The sequence below is a fragment of the Pseudonocardia lacus genome, from assembly GCF_018531445.1.
GTDB lineage: Bacteria > Actinomycetota > Actinomycetes > Mycobacteriales > Pseudonocardiaceae > Pseudonocardia > Pseudonocardia lacus.
In genome coordinates this window covers 1-15,379 of the sequence record NZ_JAHDTH010000079.1, presented here as the reverse complement: position 1 = coordinate 15,379, position 15,379 = coordinate 1, and the positions used below count along the sequence as shown (strand labels likewise).

The window sequence follows — 15,379 nt, the reverse complement described above, 5'->3', positions numbered from 1 at the left end:
GCGCTGAGCCTGCCACGCCGCTGAGGTTAGACACATTGTTGACGTACGTCAGGATTACTTCTAGCTTCTGTGTGACCCGAACCACGGTGCGCGGAGGCGATCCCCCCGCGTCGTCCGCCCGTTCACCGCAGAAGCCCGGACGGAAGGTGCCTGGTGCCCGATCCACTCCTGTCCGTCGAAGACCTCACCGTCGAGTACGGCGGCGCCGTGCGAGCGCTGCGGGGGGTCTCGCTGAGCGTCGAGGCCGGATCGGTGGTCGCCGTGCTGGGCAGCAACGGCGCCGGCAAGACCACGCTGCTGCGGGCAGTCTCGCAGTCGCTGGGAAGCGTCGGCGGGCGGGTCACGGCGGGGCGCGTGCGCTTCGACGGCCGGGACCTCGCCCGGCACGATGCCTCCGCGGCGGTGCGCGCGGGACTGGTGCAGGTGCCGGAGGGCCGGCGCATCTTCCGCGACCTCACCGTGGAGGAGAACCTGCGGGCCGGTGGCTACACGGTCCGCGATGCGCGCGCCCGGCGGGCGGCCACCGAGCGGGTCTTCCGGCTCTTCCCGATCCTCGCCGAGCGCCGCCACCAGCGCGGCGGCCTGCTGTCGGGCGGGCAGCAGCAGATGCTGGCGATGGGTCGGGCGCTGATGACCTCGCCCAAGCTGCTGCTGCTCGACGAGCCGTCGCTGGGCCTGGCCCCGCAGCTGGTCGAGCAGATCGGCGACATCATCGAGCAGATCCACGCCCAGGGCACCTCGGTGCTGCTCATCGAGCAGAACGCCGCGATGGGCCTGCGGGTGGCCGACCGGGCCTACGTGCTCGAGGTCGGGGTCGTCTCCACCCGGGGCAGCTCGGCCGAGCTGGCCGCCACCGACGAGATCCGCGACCGCTACCTGGGGGTCGCGGCCCCCGACACCGACCACGTCGTCCAGGACGCACCGCCGGCCGCGGCGGCGCACCTGCAGCGCTCGACGCCGGCCCGGGCCCAGGAGCTGCGCGTCGAGGACCTGACGGTGCGCTTCGGCGGCATCACCGCGCTCTCCGGGGTGTCGTTCACCGTCGGGGCCGGCACCGTCCACGCCCTCATCGGGCCCAACGGCGCGGGGAAGTCGACCTGCATCAACGTCCTCGGCGGCGCCTACCGCGCGACCAGCGGCACCGTGCACTACGGCGACGCGGCGGTGACCTCGCTACCGGCGCACCGCATCGCCGACCTCGGCGTCGCCCGCACCTTCCAGAACATCTCGCTCTCACTCGAGGCGAGCGTCGAGGACAACCTCCTCGTCGGGCGGCACCGGGTGATGCGCACCCGCACCTCCGCCCAGGCGCTGCGGCTCCCGCGGGCCCGCCGGGAGGAGCGCGCCGAACGCGCGGCGGTGCGCCGCATCGCCGACCTGCTCGGCATCGCCCCCCTCCTCGACCGGGCCGTGCACACGCTGTCCTACGGCGACCGCAAGCGGGTCGAGATGGGTCGGGCGCTGGCCTCCGAGCCCACCCTCCTGCTGCTGGACGAGCCGGTCGCCGGGATGACCCACGGCGAGTCGGCGGTCATGGCCGACGCCATCCGCGCCGTCCAGCGGGAACTGGGGCTGTCGGTCCTGCTCGTCGAGCACGACATGCCGTTCGTGATGGGGCTGGCCGAGCGGGTCACCGTGCTGGACTTCGGCAAGCGCATCGCCGAGGGCACCCCGCGCGAGGTCCAGCGCGACCCCGAGGTGCTGCGCGCCTACCTGGGGACGGCGGCGGCATGAGCTACTTCCTCACCCAGCTGGCCAACGGCCTGTCCTACGGGCTCATCCTCGGGCTGATCGCGGTCGGCTTCGTCATCGTCTTCACCTCGACCGGCGTGCTGAACTTCGCCCACGGATCGGTCCTGCTGACCGGCGCCTACCTGGTCGCCGTCCTGCACGACCCGATCGGCTTCTGGGCCGCGGTCGTCGTGGGCATCGCCGGTGCGGCGCTGCTGGGCGTGCTGATCAACGCGGTGCTGGTGCGCAACCTCGCCGAGGCCAACCCCGGCACCGCCGCCATCCTCATGCTGGGCGTCGACATCCTGCTGCTCACCGAGCTGACCCGACGCATCGGCAACCGGGTGCTGCCGATCGGCGCCCCGTGGGGAGCCGATGTCGTCACCCTGGGCGGGGTCACCCTGCCCACCAGCCGCGCCGTCGCCGCCGGCCTGGCCGTGCTCGTGTTCGGGCTGCTCTGGTTCCTCTTCGCGCGCACCGGCTTCGGGGTGGCGATGCGCGCCGCGGCCGCCGACGGCGACACCGCCTCCCTGATGGGCATCCGGCTGTCGCGCACCGGCGCCGCGGGGTGGGCGCTGGCCGGGGCGCTCGCCGCGATCGCCGGCATCTTCCTGGCCTCGTTCCCCGCCCCGGGCGTGGCCCCCGCGCTGGCCATCAGCGCGTTCGCCGCGATCCCGGCCTGGGTGCTCGGCGGGTTCGACTCCGTCGTCGGCGCGATCGTCGGCGGCCTGATCATCGGGGTGGTCACCGCACTGGCCGTCGGCTACGAGACCCAGCTGCACTTCCTCGGGCGCGGCCTCGGCGAGGTCGTCCCCTACGCCGTGATGATCCTCGTGCTGCTCGTGCGGCCCTCCGGGCTCTTCGGCCGCGAGGAGGCCGTCCGTGCCTGAGATCCGCCGTCGACTCCCCGTGGTGGCGGCCGCGCTGCTCGCCGCGGCCCTGCCGTTCCTGCTCGACGACTTCTGGCTGCAGACCGGCCTGTTCACCATGGCCGCGGTGGTCGGGGCGATCGGGCTGACCCTGCTGGTCGGGGTGGCCGGGCAGCTGTCGCTCGGCCACGCCTCCTTCGCCGCTCTGGGCGCCTACACCTACGCGTGGGCGGTCGGCGAGACCGACGGCCGCGCCGCCGGTATCGGCCTGCCCCCCGTGCTCGGCCTCGTGCTCGCCGGCGTGGTGGCCGCCGTGGCCGGGGCGCTGTTCAGCCCCATCTCGGGTCGCCTGCGCGGGATCTACCTGGGGCTGGCCACCATCGGCCTGGTCTTCCTCGCCCGCCACCTGATGGTCAACCTGCAGGGCGCGACCGGTGGCTTCGTCGGGCGCTCCGTGGAGCCGTTCTCGGTCCCGGGCTTCAGCTTCAGCAACAACGACCCGGACTACCTCGCCGTCGCCGGTGTGCAGTTCGAGGGCCTGCACCGGCTCTGGTACCTGTTCCTCGGCGTCGTCCTGCTCGCCGCGTGGCTGGGTCGCAACGTCAAGGCCAGCCGCACCGGCCGGGCGCTGGCCAACGTGCGCGACAGCGAGACCGCGGCCGCCTCGACGGGCATCCACGTGGCGCGCGCCAAGGCCACCGCCTTCGTCATCTCCTCGGCCTACGCGGGCGTCGCCGGCGCGCTCATGGCCCTGGCCTACGGCCGGATCGCACCGGACCTGTTCGGGCTGCAGCTGTCGATCGACTTCCTGGTGATGATCGTGCTGGGCGGGCTCGGCTCGATCGCCGGGGCCGCCGCGGGCGCCGCCTTCGTCGTCATCCTGCCGCTGGTGCTCACCCAGTACAGCTCCGACCTGCCGTTCCTCGCGTCGCCGGGCTCCGGGGGGTTGGACGCGGCCACCCTCGCCCGGCTGCTGTACGGCGCGGCCATCGTCGCCGTGCTGCTGTTCCTGCGCGGCGGCCTGGCCGGCGCGGCCGGCAGGCTCCGCCGCCGGCGCGCCCTGCCCGACCCGGACGACCCCCCACCCGCACCCCCGCCGCCGGCCGGAACCGGCGCGTCCCCGTCCGCACCGCACCCCGACGTCCCCACCAGGTCGAAGGAGACCTCGTCATGAAGCACCGGATCCGCGCCGCGCTGGCCCTCGCCGGCTGCGCCGCCGTCCTCGCCGCCTGTTCCACCGAGGACCCGAACGCCGGGCAGGGCGGCACCGCCCAGGGCGGCTCGGCCGGGGACGTGCGGACCGGCACCGGCGTCACCGCCGACACCATCACCGTCGGCATGCTCACCGACCTGTCGGGGCCGTTCGCCGCGGGCGCCGCGGTCCAGGTCGCCGAGACCCGGGCCTACTACGAGAAGGTCAACGCCGACGGCGGGATCTGCGACCGGGACGTCCAGGTCGACGTCCAGGACCACGGCTACGACCCGCAGAAGGCCGTGGCGCTCTACCGCAGCATGGCCTCGAACGTCGTCGCCCTGCAGCAGGTGCTGGGCGGGCCGACGTCGGCCGCCGTGCTGCCGCTGGCCCAGGCCGACGGGCTCTACCTGGGCGGGCACGGCTGGGCCGGCGTCGCCCTGCAGTACGAGAACGCCCAGATCCCCGGCACGACCTACGGCATCGAGAGCGCGAACGCGATCGACTACCTCGTCGACGAGCTGGGCGTGGCCCCCGGGGGCAAGGTCGGGGTCGTCTACTTCGTCGGCGACTACGGCAACGACTCGCTCGCCGGGGCGCAGTACGCGGCCCAGCAGCGCGGGCTGGAGGTCGTACCGCAGGAGATCACGCCGCGGGACACCGACCTGACCGCCCAGGCCTCCGCGCTCCAGCAGGCCGGCGTGTCCGCGGTGATCCTCGGCGCCGCACCCGCCCAGCTCGCCTCCCTCGCCGGCGTCATGTCCGCGCAGGGTCTGAACGTGCCGATCATCGGCAACACCCCCACCTTCGGCCCCTCGCTGCTGCAGACGCCGGCCGGACCGGCCCTGGAGCAGAACTTCTACACGGTCACCAGCATCGCGCCGTTCAGCCTCGACAAGCCCGGCGTTCAGGCGGCTCGGGAGCTCTACGCGACCGCGGCCCCCGACGGCGAGACCGGCTGGGAGGTGCCGCTGGCCTACGCCCAGGCCGAGTTGCTCACCAACGCGCTGCGCGGCGCCTGCGACGCAGGCGACCTGACCCCGGAGGGCGTCGTCACCGCCATGCGCGGGACCGCCGACCTGGACACCGAGGGCCTGTTCGCCACGCCGATGGACTTCACCGACCCGGCGAAGCCGCCGACCCGCACGGTCTACGTCTCCCGCGCCTCCGCGCAGGCCGACGGCGGGCTCGAGGTGCTGGGCACGGTCGAGGGTCCGAGCGCGCAGAGCTTCCCGGTCGGCTGAGCGGTGGGCGGTCCCCTGGAGCGCTGCGAGCTGCTCGCCCCGCCGGCACCGGAGCTCGTCGAGCGCGTCATCGGCGACGTGCTCGCCCGGGCCGCGCGGCTCGGCCCGACCGACCCGCTGCTGCGGACCGTGACCCAGCGGGAGGAGCGCGCCTGGACCGCCGCCGACCTGCTCGCGGACGCCGAGCGGGTGGCCGCCGGGCTGCTGGCCCGCCACGAGCCCGGCACCCGGATCGCCACCTGCCTGGCCAACGGCCCGGAGGCCGTGCTCCTGCAGCTCGGGGCGGCCCTGGCCGGCATGGTCCTGGTCCCGGTGAACCCGCGCTCCCGCGGGCCGGAACTGGAGCACGCGCTGCGACTCTCCGGCGCCGCCGCGGTCTACGCGGCCGAGGACGCCGCCGGCAACCCGGCGGCCGACCTGGCGGCCGAGGCGGCCGCCCGACTGCCGACGCTGCGGGAGGTCCACCGCTGCACCGGCGACTGGCGGGCGCTGCTGCACGACCGGCCCACCAGCCTCCCGACCGTGTCACCGGGGGGCCTCGCGCAGATCCAGTTCACCTCGGGCACGACCGGCCGGGCCAAGGGCGTGCAGACCACGCACGCCGGCATGGTGGCGACGTCGCACGCCTTCCGCGAGCGCATCGGGTTGCCCGAGGGCGGGGTGTGGATCAACCCCATGCCGCTGTTCCACACCGCCGGCAACGTCCTGGGGGTCATGGGTGCGCTGTGGCAGCGGTGCGAGCACGTGGTGGTGGCGTTCGAGCCCGGCCGCGTGCTGGCCCTCGTCAGCGAGCGGAGGGCCACCCTGCTCTCCGCCGCCCCGACCCTGCTCGACCTGCTCATGGCCCGACCGGAGATCGGTGACACCGACCTGAGCAGCCTGCGGGTCGTGTTCACCGGCGGCCAGACCGTGCTGCCCGGCTTCGTCGACCGGGTCGAGTCGACCTTCGGCGCGCCGCTGATCACCACCTTCGGCATGACCGAGACCTGCGGCTCGGCCCTGCTGTCCGCGCCGACCGACCCCGACCCGGTGCGCCGCACGACGGTCGGCCGGCCGCTGGCCGGCACCGACGTCCGCGTCGCCACCCCGGACGGCGTTCCCGCGGTGCCCGGCGAGACCGGGGAGCTCTGGGTGCGCGGGGACCGGCTGACCCGCGGCTACTACCAGGACCCCGCGGCGACCGCGGCGGCCATCGACCCGCAGGGCTGGCTGCACACCGGCGACCTCGCGGTCATGGACGCCACCGGCGCCTGCCGGATCGTCGGCCGGCTGAAGGACATGATCAAGACCGGCGGGGAGAACGTCTCGCCGGAGGAGGTCGAGGAGGCGGTCGCCGGCCACCCGTCGGTGGCGCGGGCCGCGGTCGTCGGCGCACCCGACACCCGCTGGGGCGAGCTGGTCGTCGCCTTCGTCGTCCCCGAACCCGGCGCCCGCATCGATCCCGTCGAGCTGGAGCGGCACTGCCGCGACCGGCTCTCCCCGTTCAAGGTGCCACGGGTCTGGCGCACGCTCGACGAGCTGCCGATGACCGCCTCCACCAAGATCCAGCGAGCCGAGCTGCGCCGGATGGCCGCCGCGGACCCGGACCTGCGCCCCACGGCGGCCCCGTGACGCCGACGCTCCTCGCCGGGCTGTGCGCCCACCGTTCCCGAGGAGAGGGCCGCGAGCCGGCCGTCAGTCGCCCGAGCGCCCGGCGTCCTGCCGGCCGTGTCCGGTCCACTCCGGACCGACCCGCTCCCACTCGCGCTCCCAGCCGCGGCCGTTGAGCACGGCGATGCCGTGCCGGACGCCGATCCACGCCGTGGTCAGCACGACCGCACCGGCCATCAGCACGAACACGCAGACCGCCACGGCGGCGATCCCGGCGGACGCCTCGTCGAAGGGCTCGTCGACCGGCTGACCGCTGCGGTCCAGCCAGACCGTGACCGGCTGCCCGGCGCGGGTCAGCGCGGGCGCCAGCGCCGCACCGGTGCGCGACGTGCCGTCGGGCTCCGTCCAGGTGACGTCGGTCAGCACCCGCGGCAGGCCCGCCCCGGGCAGCACGGCGACCTCCGGCGCGTCCCGCAGCACCGTCGCCGGCACCTCCACCCGCTCGGCGGTCTCCGCCCGGGCGCGGGCCGTCGCCGACGCCCCCACGCCGAGCGCGGCGGTCACCGCCAGGACCACCAGCAGCAGCCCGGCGATCATCAGCAGCCACGCCGCGGCGTCCTCGAGGCGGTCGGTGCCGCGCCGCGGCAGCCGGTCCGGCCTCCCCGTCGATCGGCGGTCCATCGCGCCCACCTCCTCGTCCGCTGCTCGTCCGCTACCGCGAGTGCGGATCCGGCCAGACCCCGATCGCGTCGCCGGCCGGGTCCGGCCAACTCGCCGCCTTCTCGATCCGGGCGCCCTCCGGCGCCACCACCACGGAGTCGCGCACGTCACCGATCCAGCGCACGCGCAGGCGGACCACGCCCTCGGGCGCGGGCAGCACCTCGCCGATGCGGCCCCACCGCCACAGGTGCTCGTTCAGCTCCCCGGGCACGACCAGCCAGTCGCCCGGTACAGCGCGGGCGGTGTCGACGGGATCCAGGTCGTTCACGCTCACCACCTCCTCGGTCGGCTGCCAGCGTGCCCGTGGCCGCGCCTGACCGACAGGGCGCTAGGACCCGCTCGATGCGGGACCGACGTCCCTGCTCGCCACCTCCCGCGAGGCATCGCGCCGGGGCCCGATGGAGAGCACCGCCTGCGGCACCGCGCCGATGCCCGAGCCGGACGCGATCATCGCGCGGTGCGACAGGTCCAGCCCCGCCCGGCCGGTGACGAGCGCACCCGGGTAGCCCAGGGCGGTCGCGGTGAGCAGGATGCGCTGCACGGCGCGCCCGGCGCGCAGCTGGCCGGCCGGCAGGTCGTACGGGCTGGCCACCAGCACCAGCATCGCCTCCGGGTCGAGGTCCGCGCCGCCGCGGGCGAGCAGGGTGCCGATCGCCGCGCGCTCGCCGGGGTCGACCGCGCTGCGCACCCAGGTGGCCTCGGCCTCGGCGGCCCGGCGCAGGTACGGCCGGATGCCGGGCAGCTCGACGAGCGGGCGCGGCCGCGCTCCGGCCAGGACGGCGTGCAAGGTGCGCTCGGTCGGAGTGGGCGGCGCCTCGGCTCCGTAGCGCAGCACCGCGAGCAGGCTCGGGCGACGATTCCGCGGCACCAGCGAGGTGACCGGGCGCACGGCGTGCACGGCGATCTCCAGGTGCACGGCGAACAGCCCGGCGCCCGCCGCGAGGCGGGTGTCGGGGGCCCACGGACCGCCCCCGCCCGCCGCGACCTCGCCGTGCAGCTCGACCCCGCCGCTGATCGGCTCGATCCACCACCGCTTGGCCCCGGGCACCGCAACGGCCCGGGCGACCGCGGCCCGCATGGCCGCGCTGTCGCCGACGAGGGCGCCGATGCCGCCACTCGCGTGCCGATTCACCTGCGAACTCACCTGCGGAGCGGTCATGGCGCCAGTCTCCGGCCGCCCACCCGCGCGGTCGACGGCCGGCGGGCCCGGTACCGGTCGCCGTTCGCACCGACATGGCGGTGGCCTCCGGCGACGTCCGACGGGACCTCCGACCCTGCCGCCGGCGCGGGCGCGCGGAAGACGCTCGACCGGATGACCGACGGGACCGTCCGGGAGACCCGCGCCGGCCTGGTCCTGCTCGTCGGCGACCGCGGGGGCGCCCGTCGCCCCGGCCGGTGCGGGTCTTTCGCCCGTACCGCGGTCGCCGGCGCGCGCGGCACCCTCGGCGGCGATCAGGAACGGTCAGCCGCCGCTGGGAGGGTCGCATGCAGGACTACCGAGGGGCATTCGCCCTCACCCACGCCCAGCTCCACGAGGTGCTCGCCACCGCGGGCATGGCGCCCTCGCTGCACAACGCGCAGCCGTGGCGCTTCCACGTCGAGCCGGGGGCGATCCTGCTCGTCGCCGACCGGGAGCGGAGCCTGCCCGGGATCGACCCCGACGACCGCGAGCTGCGCATCGCCTGCGGAGCCGCGCTGTTCACCTTGCGCCTGGCGCTGCACGGCCAGGGGATCCGACCCCTGGTTACGCTGCTGCCCGACCCGGCCCAGCCGGACGTCCTGGCCGCGGTCCGCCCCGGCGGCACCCGACCGATCACCCCCGAGCTGCGCAGGCTGCTCGACGCCGCGCCGCGCCGGCACACCAACCGCCACCCGTTCAGCGACACCCCCGTCAGCCTGCCCGAGCAGTACGCGCTGCGGCGGGCCGCCCAGGACGAGGGCGCCTGGCTGCACATCGTGCGCGAGCCCGGCGACCGCGCCCGGCTGCGCGACATGGCCGCGACAGCCCACCGCCGGCAGCTGACCGACGCGGCCGTGCGCGACGAGCTGGCGCGATGGACCGGGACGGGCCCGGACCGCACCGACGGCGTCCCCGCCTCCGCGGGCGGTCCCCTCCCCGAACCGACGACCGGCTGGATCCACCGGGACTTCACCGGCGGCTCGGCCGGCTCCCTGCCCGAGGACAAGCGCTTCGAGCGCGAACCGCTGATCGCCGTGCTCACCTCGCACCTCACCGGCCGCACCGGCGACCTGCAGGCCGGGCAGGCGCTGCAGCGGGTGCTGCTCACCGCGACCGCGGACGGGCTGGCCGCCTCGTTCCTGTCCCAGGTCGTCGAGGTACCCGAGACCCGGGAGCAGCTGCGCCACCTCCTGCGCGTCACGCGACCGCCCCAGGTGGTCCTGCGGATCGGGCGGGGGTACCCGGTGCCGGCGACCCCCCGCCGACCGGTCACCGACCTGCTCGACCCGCGGCCCACCGCGGAACCGGGCCACGCGGTGCGCTGAGGACGGGACCGACGTCCCCCGCCCGGCGGGCCTTGCGGTCCTCCCGCACGCCGCGCCCACGACGGACCCTCGCCACACCCGTCGGAACGGCCAGCGGGCCGACACCGCCGGGCGCGGTGGACGAGACGACAGCAGGGACGGCGACATGAGCGACACGATCCTCGTCGGAGCGGCGACCATCCGCGCGGCGCTCGAACTGGCGGTGCGCGCCCCGTCGGTGCACAACACCCAGCCGTGGCGCTGGCGCATCCGCCCCGGCGCGGTCGAGCTGCACGCCGACCGGTTCCGCCACCTGGCCGCCACCGACCCGGACCGCCGCGACCTGCAGCTCAGCTGCGGCGCCGCGCTGCACCACCTGCGGGCCGCGTTCGCCGGGACGGACGTGGCGTGCGATGTGGACCTGCTGCCCGACCCGGAGAACCGGTTCCACCTGGCCACCGTGCGCCCGGTCGCCGGGGCGCCCGAGCCGGCCCTGCGGCGGATGGCCCCCTGGATCACCCGCAGGCGCACCGACCGGCGCCGGATGAGCCGACGCCCGGCCCCGCCCGAACTGCTCGACGCGCTCGTCGCCCGGGCGGGGACCGAGGGCGCGCGGCTGGTCCCGGTCGTCGAGCCGGGCAAGCGCGCGGTGCTGCTGGCCGCGCTCGCCGAGGCCGCGACCCTGCAGCGGACCCACCCCGGCTACGCCGCGGAGCTGCAGCGCTGGACCCACCGCCCGACCGCCGCCCAGGACGGCGTCCCCGCCGCCAACGTCTCCGCCCCGCCGATCGGCACCTCCGCGGCCCTCGTGCAGCGCCAGTTCGGACCGGCCGGGCTGAGCCGGGCCCCCGCCCGGCCCGGCCACCACCCCGACGTCGACGACGGGGCCGTCTTCCTCGTACTGCTGACCGTCGGCGACTCGACGGTCGAGCGGGTGCGGGCCGGACAGGCGACCAGCGCGGTCCTGCTCACCGCCACCGGCATGGGACTGGCCACGACGCCGTTCAGCCAGGCCGTCGAGGTCCACGCGAGCCGGCTGCGGCTGCGCCGCGACGTGCTGGGCGTCGCGGACCAGCCGCAGCTGGTGATCCGGGTCGGGTGGCCGGCCGCCGGCGCCGCGCCACTGCCCGACGTGCCCCGCCGTCCGCTCTCGGCCGTCCTCGTGGAACCCGACACCCGGCGTCCCCGAGGGGCCTGACGGGGGTCGGAGGTCCCGCCCGACCCGGGCCCGCCGACCGGTCCGCAGCGCCCCCGACGGGTGCGAGTGTCGACACCACAGCCCCGAACGAGGATCGGAGCCCGAGCGGCTCGCGGTGAGCGGATGCGGACGAGGGAGCAGGCGATGTGCGAGTACTGCGGCTGCCAGGCCATCGACGCGATCGCCGAGCTCACCCGGGAACACGACGAGGTGGTCGCGCTGATCAGCCGGGTGCCCGCCGCGCACGCGGCGGGCGACGTCACCGCCATGGCCGCGGTGGCGAGGCGGATCGCGGCCGTGCTCGGGCCGCACACGGCGGTCGAGGAGGAGGGCCTGTTCCCGCCGCTGGCGGCCGGGTTCTCCGAGCACGTCGCCGAGCTGACCGCCCAGCACCGCCGCATCGAAGGTGTCCTCGGCGAGGCCCGCGACGGGGACCCGGCCGACCCGCAGTGGCCCGCGCGCCTGCTCGACGCGCTGCACCTGCTGCGGGAGCACATCCTCGCCGAGCAGGACGGCGCCTTCCCCGCCGCGCTGGCCACCCTGGACCCGACGGACTGGGAGGCGATCGAGGCCGTCCGCGCCCGGGTCGGCCCCGGGCCGCAGCCGTCGGCCCTCTGACGACGTCCGCTCCGAACGGCGCGACCACCCGGCCGGTGACCGGCTCGCCGTCCGGGCCGGTGCAGCGCGCGGTCACCAGGACCGGCGTGGTCGCGGTCTCCTCGTCCCGGGCGCGCACCGGCGCTACCTGCCCGTCGCCGGTATCCCCCGGCGACGCCGCACGTCGTCGGAGGTCAGCTCGCGGTCGGCCGGCCCGGGGTCTCCGGGCGCACGACCGCCACCGGGCAGTGGCTGCGGTGCAGCACGGCGTGGCTGACCGAGCCCAGCAGCATGCCGACGAGCGCGCCGCGGCCCCGCGACCCCACCACGACGAGTTGGGCGTCGGCGGAGAGGTCGACCAGCGCGCGGGCCGCGCCGTCGCGTCCGACGAGCCGGCGCACCCGCACGTCGGGGTACTTCTCGGCCCACCCGGCGAGCCGTTCGGCGAGGATCTCCTCCTCCGCGGCGGCGATCGGGTCCCACTCCACGAGCGGGGCGAGCCCGGGGGCGTACTCGGCGGCCACCCACGTGCGCAGGGCGATCAGGGGAGCCCCGCGCGCGGCCGCGGCCTCGTAGGCGAAGGCGATGGCGGCCTCGCTGGTGGGTGTGCCGTCCACGCCGACGACGACCGGTCGGTCCGCTCCGGTCTCCGGGTGCTCCCCCCGCACGACCACGACCGGGCAGGCCGCGCGCCCGGCCAGGCCGACGGCCACCGAGCCGACCAACAGCCCGGCCAGCCCCCCGAGCCCGCGGCTGCCGACCACCAGCAGCTGCGCCCGGTGTGCCTCCTCCGCCAGCACGCCGACGGGGAGGCCGAGGCGCAGCTCGTCCTCGACGCGCAGGTCGGGATCGGCGGCGCGGGCCGCGGCGACGGCGGCGGCCAGGCCGCGCCGCGCGACGGCGCGCTGCTCCTGGCGGAGCTGCTCGCCCACGGCGGGGATGCCCACGACGTGGTCGGGGTTGTCGACGAAGGCGGTGACGAGGCGCAGCGCCGTGCGGCGCCCGCCGGCCTCGCCGACTGCCCAGCGCACGGCGGTGAGGGCGCTGTCGGAGCCGTCCACGCCGACGACGACGGGGCCGGTGGCGGGCGCGAACCGAGCGGACATGGTCGTTCCTCCTCGCTGGGTCAGGACTCGGCAGGTGCACGACCCGGGGCGGCGTCCGGGCGGACGACGGCGACCGGGCAGTGGCTGCGGTGCAGGACGGCGTGGCCGACCGAGCCCAGCACGAGCCCGGCGAGGGTGCCGCGCCCGCGCGAGCCCATAACGACCAGCTGCGCCTCCTCGGACTTCTCGACGAGGACCCGGGCCGCGGAACCGTGCGCGACGACCTGGCGGACGTCGAGGTCGGGAAACTTCTCGGTCCACGGACGGAGCCTGTCGGCCAGCACCGCGCCCGCGTCCTCGGCCAGCGCCTCCCAGTCGACCAGGGCCGCGACCTGCGGGTCGAGCAGCAGGTCGCCGAAGGCGTGCACGGCGAGCAGCGGGACGCGGCGGGCCGCCGCGGCGGCGAAGGCGAACGCGACCGCGGACTCGTCGGTCGGCGTGCCGTCGACGCCGACGACGACCGGTTCCGGCGAGGAGGGGTCGCGGTCCTCCCCGCGCACGACGACCACGGGGCAGGAAGCGCCCGCCGCCAGTGCCACCGCGACGGAGCCGACCAGCAGCCCGCCCAGCCCACCGAGCCCACGGCTGCCCAGCACGAGCAGCTGCGCGTCGCGCGACTGCTCGGCCAGCACACCGGCGGCGGACCCGACCACCAGCTCCGCGCTGACCGGCAAGCCGTCCACCGTCCGCTCGGCGACCGTGGTCGCCCCCGCGAGCACGTGGGAACGGGTGCGCTCCAGCAGCTCCCGCCGGTAGCGCTCGGTCCTGCCGGTGCGGTGCTCGGGCGCCCAGCCGAACGCCGTGACCACCCGCAGACCGGTGTCCCGGCGCCGGGCCTCGACGGCGGCCCACCGGACCGCTTCCAGGGCGCTGTCCGAACCGTCCGCACCGACCACGACGGGTCGGCGACCGGTGGCGGCCTCCACGCTCATCGCCGTCTCCTCTCGATCTGACGCGTTCATGCTGGTCGTGCGGTGCTGCCGCGGGCAGTGGCGGGCGGCCGGGGATCGGCGGGCCGTTGGTCCCCCCTCGGCCGGGTCGCACGGCCGGCGGGTCGGCGCACTCCGCGCTGCTCACCACGACACCCCGCTGCCGCCCGTGCGCGCTGCTCGTCGTGCCACGGCTCTGCCCCGGCCGCAGGGCGAACGTCCGGACCGGTGCGGGTCCCCCGGCCCTGTCCCGACCCGTCCCGCGCCGGGACGCTCGGCCGCGTGAGCACTTCCGCGCAGCCCTCGACCGCCCTGCCCGCACTCCCCGCCGTCGTCGAGCTCAGTGGGCGCATCGCGCCCGACCTCGCCGACTACGTCCAGCGCCGGATCGCCGTCGTCCTCTCGCACACCGGTCGCGTCGCCCTACACGCGCACGTGCGGGTCGTCCGGCACGAGGACCCGGCCCGCGAGCGGCCCGTGGTCGCCCGCGCCTCGGTCCGGCTGGCCGGCCTGACCGTGCACGTCGGGGCCGAGGGCACGACGCCGCGCGAAGCCGCCGACCTCCTGCTGGACCGGCTCGACCAGCGCATCGCCCGGGCCTCGCGGACCCGGCGCGGCGACCGGCGCGCTCCGTCACCGCCCGCGCGAACCGCGGGCGACACCACCGGCAGCGCGACCACCACCCCGGACGACGGCACGGACGCCCCGCCGGTGGGGTGATCGTCAGCGTGCCGACCGGGCCGCGCCGCCCTCATCGTCGAGGTGCCCCGCCGCAGCCGGGCGGCCCGGTCCTTCGGACGATCCTCGTGGGACTTTCGACCCCAGCGGACGGGGGCGCCGTGCCGCAGTATTCGGTCGTGCAGCGATCCGGCGCCCAGCCCTGGGACGAGGCCCATGAGCTCGTCGAGCTCGACCGCGCCGAGTGCCTGCGCCTGGTGGGCACGGCCGCCGTCGGGCGGGTGATCTTCACCGAGGCCGCGCTGCCCACGGCCCAGCCGGTCAGCTTCCTGCTCGACGACGAGGAGGTCGTGTTCCAGACCTCCGGCGGCAGCAAGCTCGCGGTGGCCGGGCGCCACCACGTCGTCGCGTTCGAGGTCGACGACCTCGACCCCGTGGCCCGCACCGGGTGGAGCGTGGTCGGCGTCGGCGAGGCCTACGAGGTCGTCGACCCCCGCCGGCTCGCCGAGCTCGCCGACCGCATCCCGCCGCCCTGGGCCTCCGGCCGGACCGGGCACGTGATCAGCATCCCGCTGCAGCGGCTCACCGGTCGGCGCCTGGGCTGACCCGCTGCCGGCGGGGCCGTCGTCCCGGTCGGCCCCGGCCCGATGGCCCTGCCCCGCCGCGCCCCCGGCACCGACCCTCGACGGGCAGGACGCCGGCACGAGCAAGGAGCACGTCATGGAGATCCGGCAGCTCGCCGCCCCACCCGAGACCCTGGACGACGACCACCGGCTGGTCGGGAGCGTCACCACGACCGACCTGGTCCGCTCGCTCGTCGACGACGGCGGCGGCGCGGGGACGAAGCGGTGAGGGACATCCGCGGCCCGGTGGGGCAGACCACGGTCGAGGTCGTCGTCCGCGACGGGGAGCGCACGCACCCGGCCGTGCGCTGGGCCGCCCGCGAGGCGCGCCGGCGCGGCGTCGAACTGCGGATCGTGATCGTCGGTGCCGACGCGGCCGCGCCGCCGCCGCAGGCGTCCGCCGTCGCCCGGGCGCTCG

17 protein-coding genes are annotated in these 15,379 nt (G+C 76.4%); 12 read left to right on the top strand and 5 right to left on the bottom strand.

Annotation, left to right across the window (positions count from 1 at the left end; translation table 11 throughout):
• Positions 1 to 153 precede the first annotated feature (153 nt).
• From KIK08_RS41790 to KIK08_RS18120, 5 genes are read left to right on the top strand one after another with little or no spacing between them, the layout of a single operon-like run.
• Positions 154 to 1,734: an ATP-binding cassette domain-containing protein gene (locus KIK08_RS41790; protein WP_308257707.1), complete on the top strand. Its 1,581-nt coding sequence runs from the start codon at positions 154 to 156 to the stop codon at positions 1,732 to 1,734.
• The gene (locus KIK08_RS18135; protein WP_214404362.1) at positions 1,731 to 2,621 is read left to right on the top strand and encodes a branched-chain amino acid ABC transporter permease; all 891 of its coding nucleotides are present in this window, start codon (positions 1,731 to 1,733) and stop codon (positions 2,619 to 2,621) included. Before KIK08_RS41790 ends, KIK08_RS18135 begins: the two co-directional genes overlap by 4 nt.
• Positions 2,614 to 3,774: a branched-chain amino acid ABC transporter permease gene (locus KIK08_RS18130; RefSeq protein ID WP_308257706.1), complete on the top strand. Its 1,161-nt coding sequence runs from the start codon at positions 2,614 to 2,616 to the stop codon at positions 3,772 to 3,774. The genes KIK08_RS18135 and KIK08_RS18130 overlap by 8 nt, the downstream gene beginning before the upstream one ends.
• Positions 3,771 to 5,036 (top strand): ABC transporter substrate-binding protein, encoded by a 1,266-nt coding sequence (locus tag KIK08_RS18125; RefSeq protein WP_214404361.1) that lies wholly within the window; start codon positions 3,771 to 3,773, stop codon positions 5,034 to 5,036. Before KIK08_RS18130 ends, KIK08_RS18125 begins: the two co-directional genes overlap by 4 nt.
• A 3-nt stretch (positions 5,037 to 5,039) precedes the next feature.
• On the top strand, positions 5,040 to 6,647 hold the full coding sequence (locus KIK08_RS18120; RefSeq protein WP_308257705.1) for a class I adenylate-forming enzyme family protein: 1,608 nt from the start codon (positions 5,040 to 5,042) through the stop codon (positions 6,645 to 6,647).
• Positions 6,648 to 6,710: 63 nt separating this feature from the next.
• Here KIK08_RS18120 and KIK08_RS18115 read toward each other — a convergent pair whose 3' ends face one another.
• The 3 genes from KIK08_RS18115 to KIK08_RS18105 are packed head-to-tail and all read right to left on the bottom strand — an operon-like array spanning position 6,711 to position 8,505.
• The gene (locus KIK08_RS18115; RefSeq protein ID WP_214404360.1) at positions 6,711 to 7,307 is read right to left on the bottom strand and encodes an Rv1733c family protein; all 597 of its coding nucleotides are present in this window, start codon (positions 7,305 to 7,307) and stop codon (positions 6,711 to 6,713) included.
• A 31-nt stretch (positions 7,308 to 7,338) separates the two neighbouring features.
• Complete coding sequence (locus KIK08_RS18110; RefSeq protein ID WP_214404359.1) at positions 7,339 to 7,614, bottom strand: hypothetical protein; 276 nt, start codon at positions 7,612 to 7,614, stop codon at positions 7,339 to 7,341.
• Positions 7,615 to 7,674: 60 nt separating this feature from the next.
• Complete coding sequence (locus KIK08_RS18105; RefSeq protein ID WP_214404358.1) at positions 7,675 to 8,505, bottom strand: hypothetical protein; 831 nt, start codon at positions 8,503 to 8,505, stop codon at positions 7,675 to 7,677.
• Between the two features lie 326 nt (positions 8,506 to 8,831).
• Between KIK08_RS18105 and KIK08_RS18100 the strand changes: the two genes are divergently transcribed.
• The 3 genes from KIK08_RS18100 (at position 8,832) to KIK08_RS18090 (ending at position 11,646) form a co-directional block, all read left to right on the top strand.
• A complete protein-coding gene (locus KIK08_RS18100) occupies positions 8,832 to 9,851 on the top strand; it encodes an Acg family FMN-binding oxidoreductase (RefSeq protein WP_214404357.1) in 1,020 nt (339 codons plus the stop codon).
• A gap of 145 nt (positions 9,852 to 9,996) precedes the next feature.
• Positions 9,997 to 11,028 carry an Acg family FMN-binding oxidoreductase gene (locus KIK08_RS41085; RefSeq protein WP_214404356.1) on the top strand — a complete coding sequence of 344 codons (1,032 nt, stop codon included), beginning with the start codon at positions 9,997 to 9,999 and terminating at the stop codon, positions 11,026 to 11,028.
• A 123-nt stretch (positions 11,029 to 11,151) separates the two neighbouring features.
• Positions 11,152 to 11,646 (top strand): hemerythrin domain-containing protein, encoded by a 495-nt coding sequence (locus tag KIK08_RS18090; RefSeq protein WP_250557273.1) that lies wholly within the window; start codon positions 11,152 to 11,154, stop codon positions 11,644 to 11,646.
• 173 nt (positions 11,647 to 11,819) lie between these two features.
• Here the strand turns inward: KIK08_RS18090 and KIK08_RS18085 are convergent, their stop codons facing one another.
• Both KIK08_RS18085 and KIK08_RS18080 read right to left on the bottom strand, forming a co-directional pair.
• A complete protein-coding gene (locus tag KIK08_RS18085; protein WP_214404355.1) occupies positions 11,820 to 12,731 on the bottom strand; it encodes a universal stress protein in 912 nt (303 codons plus the stop codon).
• Between the two features lie 20 nt (positions 12,732 to 12,751).
• Positions 12,752 to 13,663 (bottom strand): universal stress protein, encoded by a 912-nt coding sequence (locus KIK08_RS18080; RefSeq protein ID WP_250557272.1) that lies wholly within the window; start codon positions 13,661 to 13,663, stop codon positions 12,752 to 12,754.
• Positions 13,664 to 13,942: 279 nt separating this feature from the next.
• Between KIK08_RS18080 and KIK08_RS41785 the strand changes: the two genes are divergently transcribed.
• From KIK08_RS41785 to KIK08_RS18065, 4 genes are all read left to right on the top strand, one after another.
• The gene (locus KIK08_RS41785; RefSeq protein WP_214404354.1) at positions 13,943 to 14,380 is read left to right on the top strand and encodes an HPF/RaiA family ribosome-associated protein; all 438 of its coding nucleotides are present in this window, start codon (positions 13,943 to 13,945) and stop codon (positions 14,378 to 14,380) included.
• 137 nt (positions 14,381 to 14,517) lie between these two features.
• Positions 14,518 to 14,943, top strand: a complete 426-nt coding sequence (locus tag KIK08_RS41780; RefSeq protein WP_214404353.1) for a pyridoxamine 5'-phosphate oxidase family protein — start codon at positions 14,518 to 14,520, stop codon at positions 14,941 to 14,943.
• 115 nt (positions 14,944 to 15,058) lie between these two features.
• Positions 15,059 to 15,190: a hypothetical protein gene (locus KIK08_RS41080; protein ID WP_256446294.1), complete on the top strand. Its 132-nt coding sequence runs from the start codon at positions 15,059 to 15,061 to the stop codon at positions 15,188 to 15,190.
• Positions 15,187 to 15,379: hypothetical protein (locus KIK08_RS18065; RefSeq protein WP_214404352.1), on the top strand; the 193-nt coding region annotated here is incomplete at its 3' end. The genes KIK08_RS41080 and KIK08_RS18065, both read left to right, overlap by 4 nt.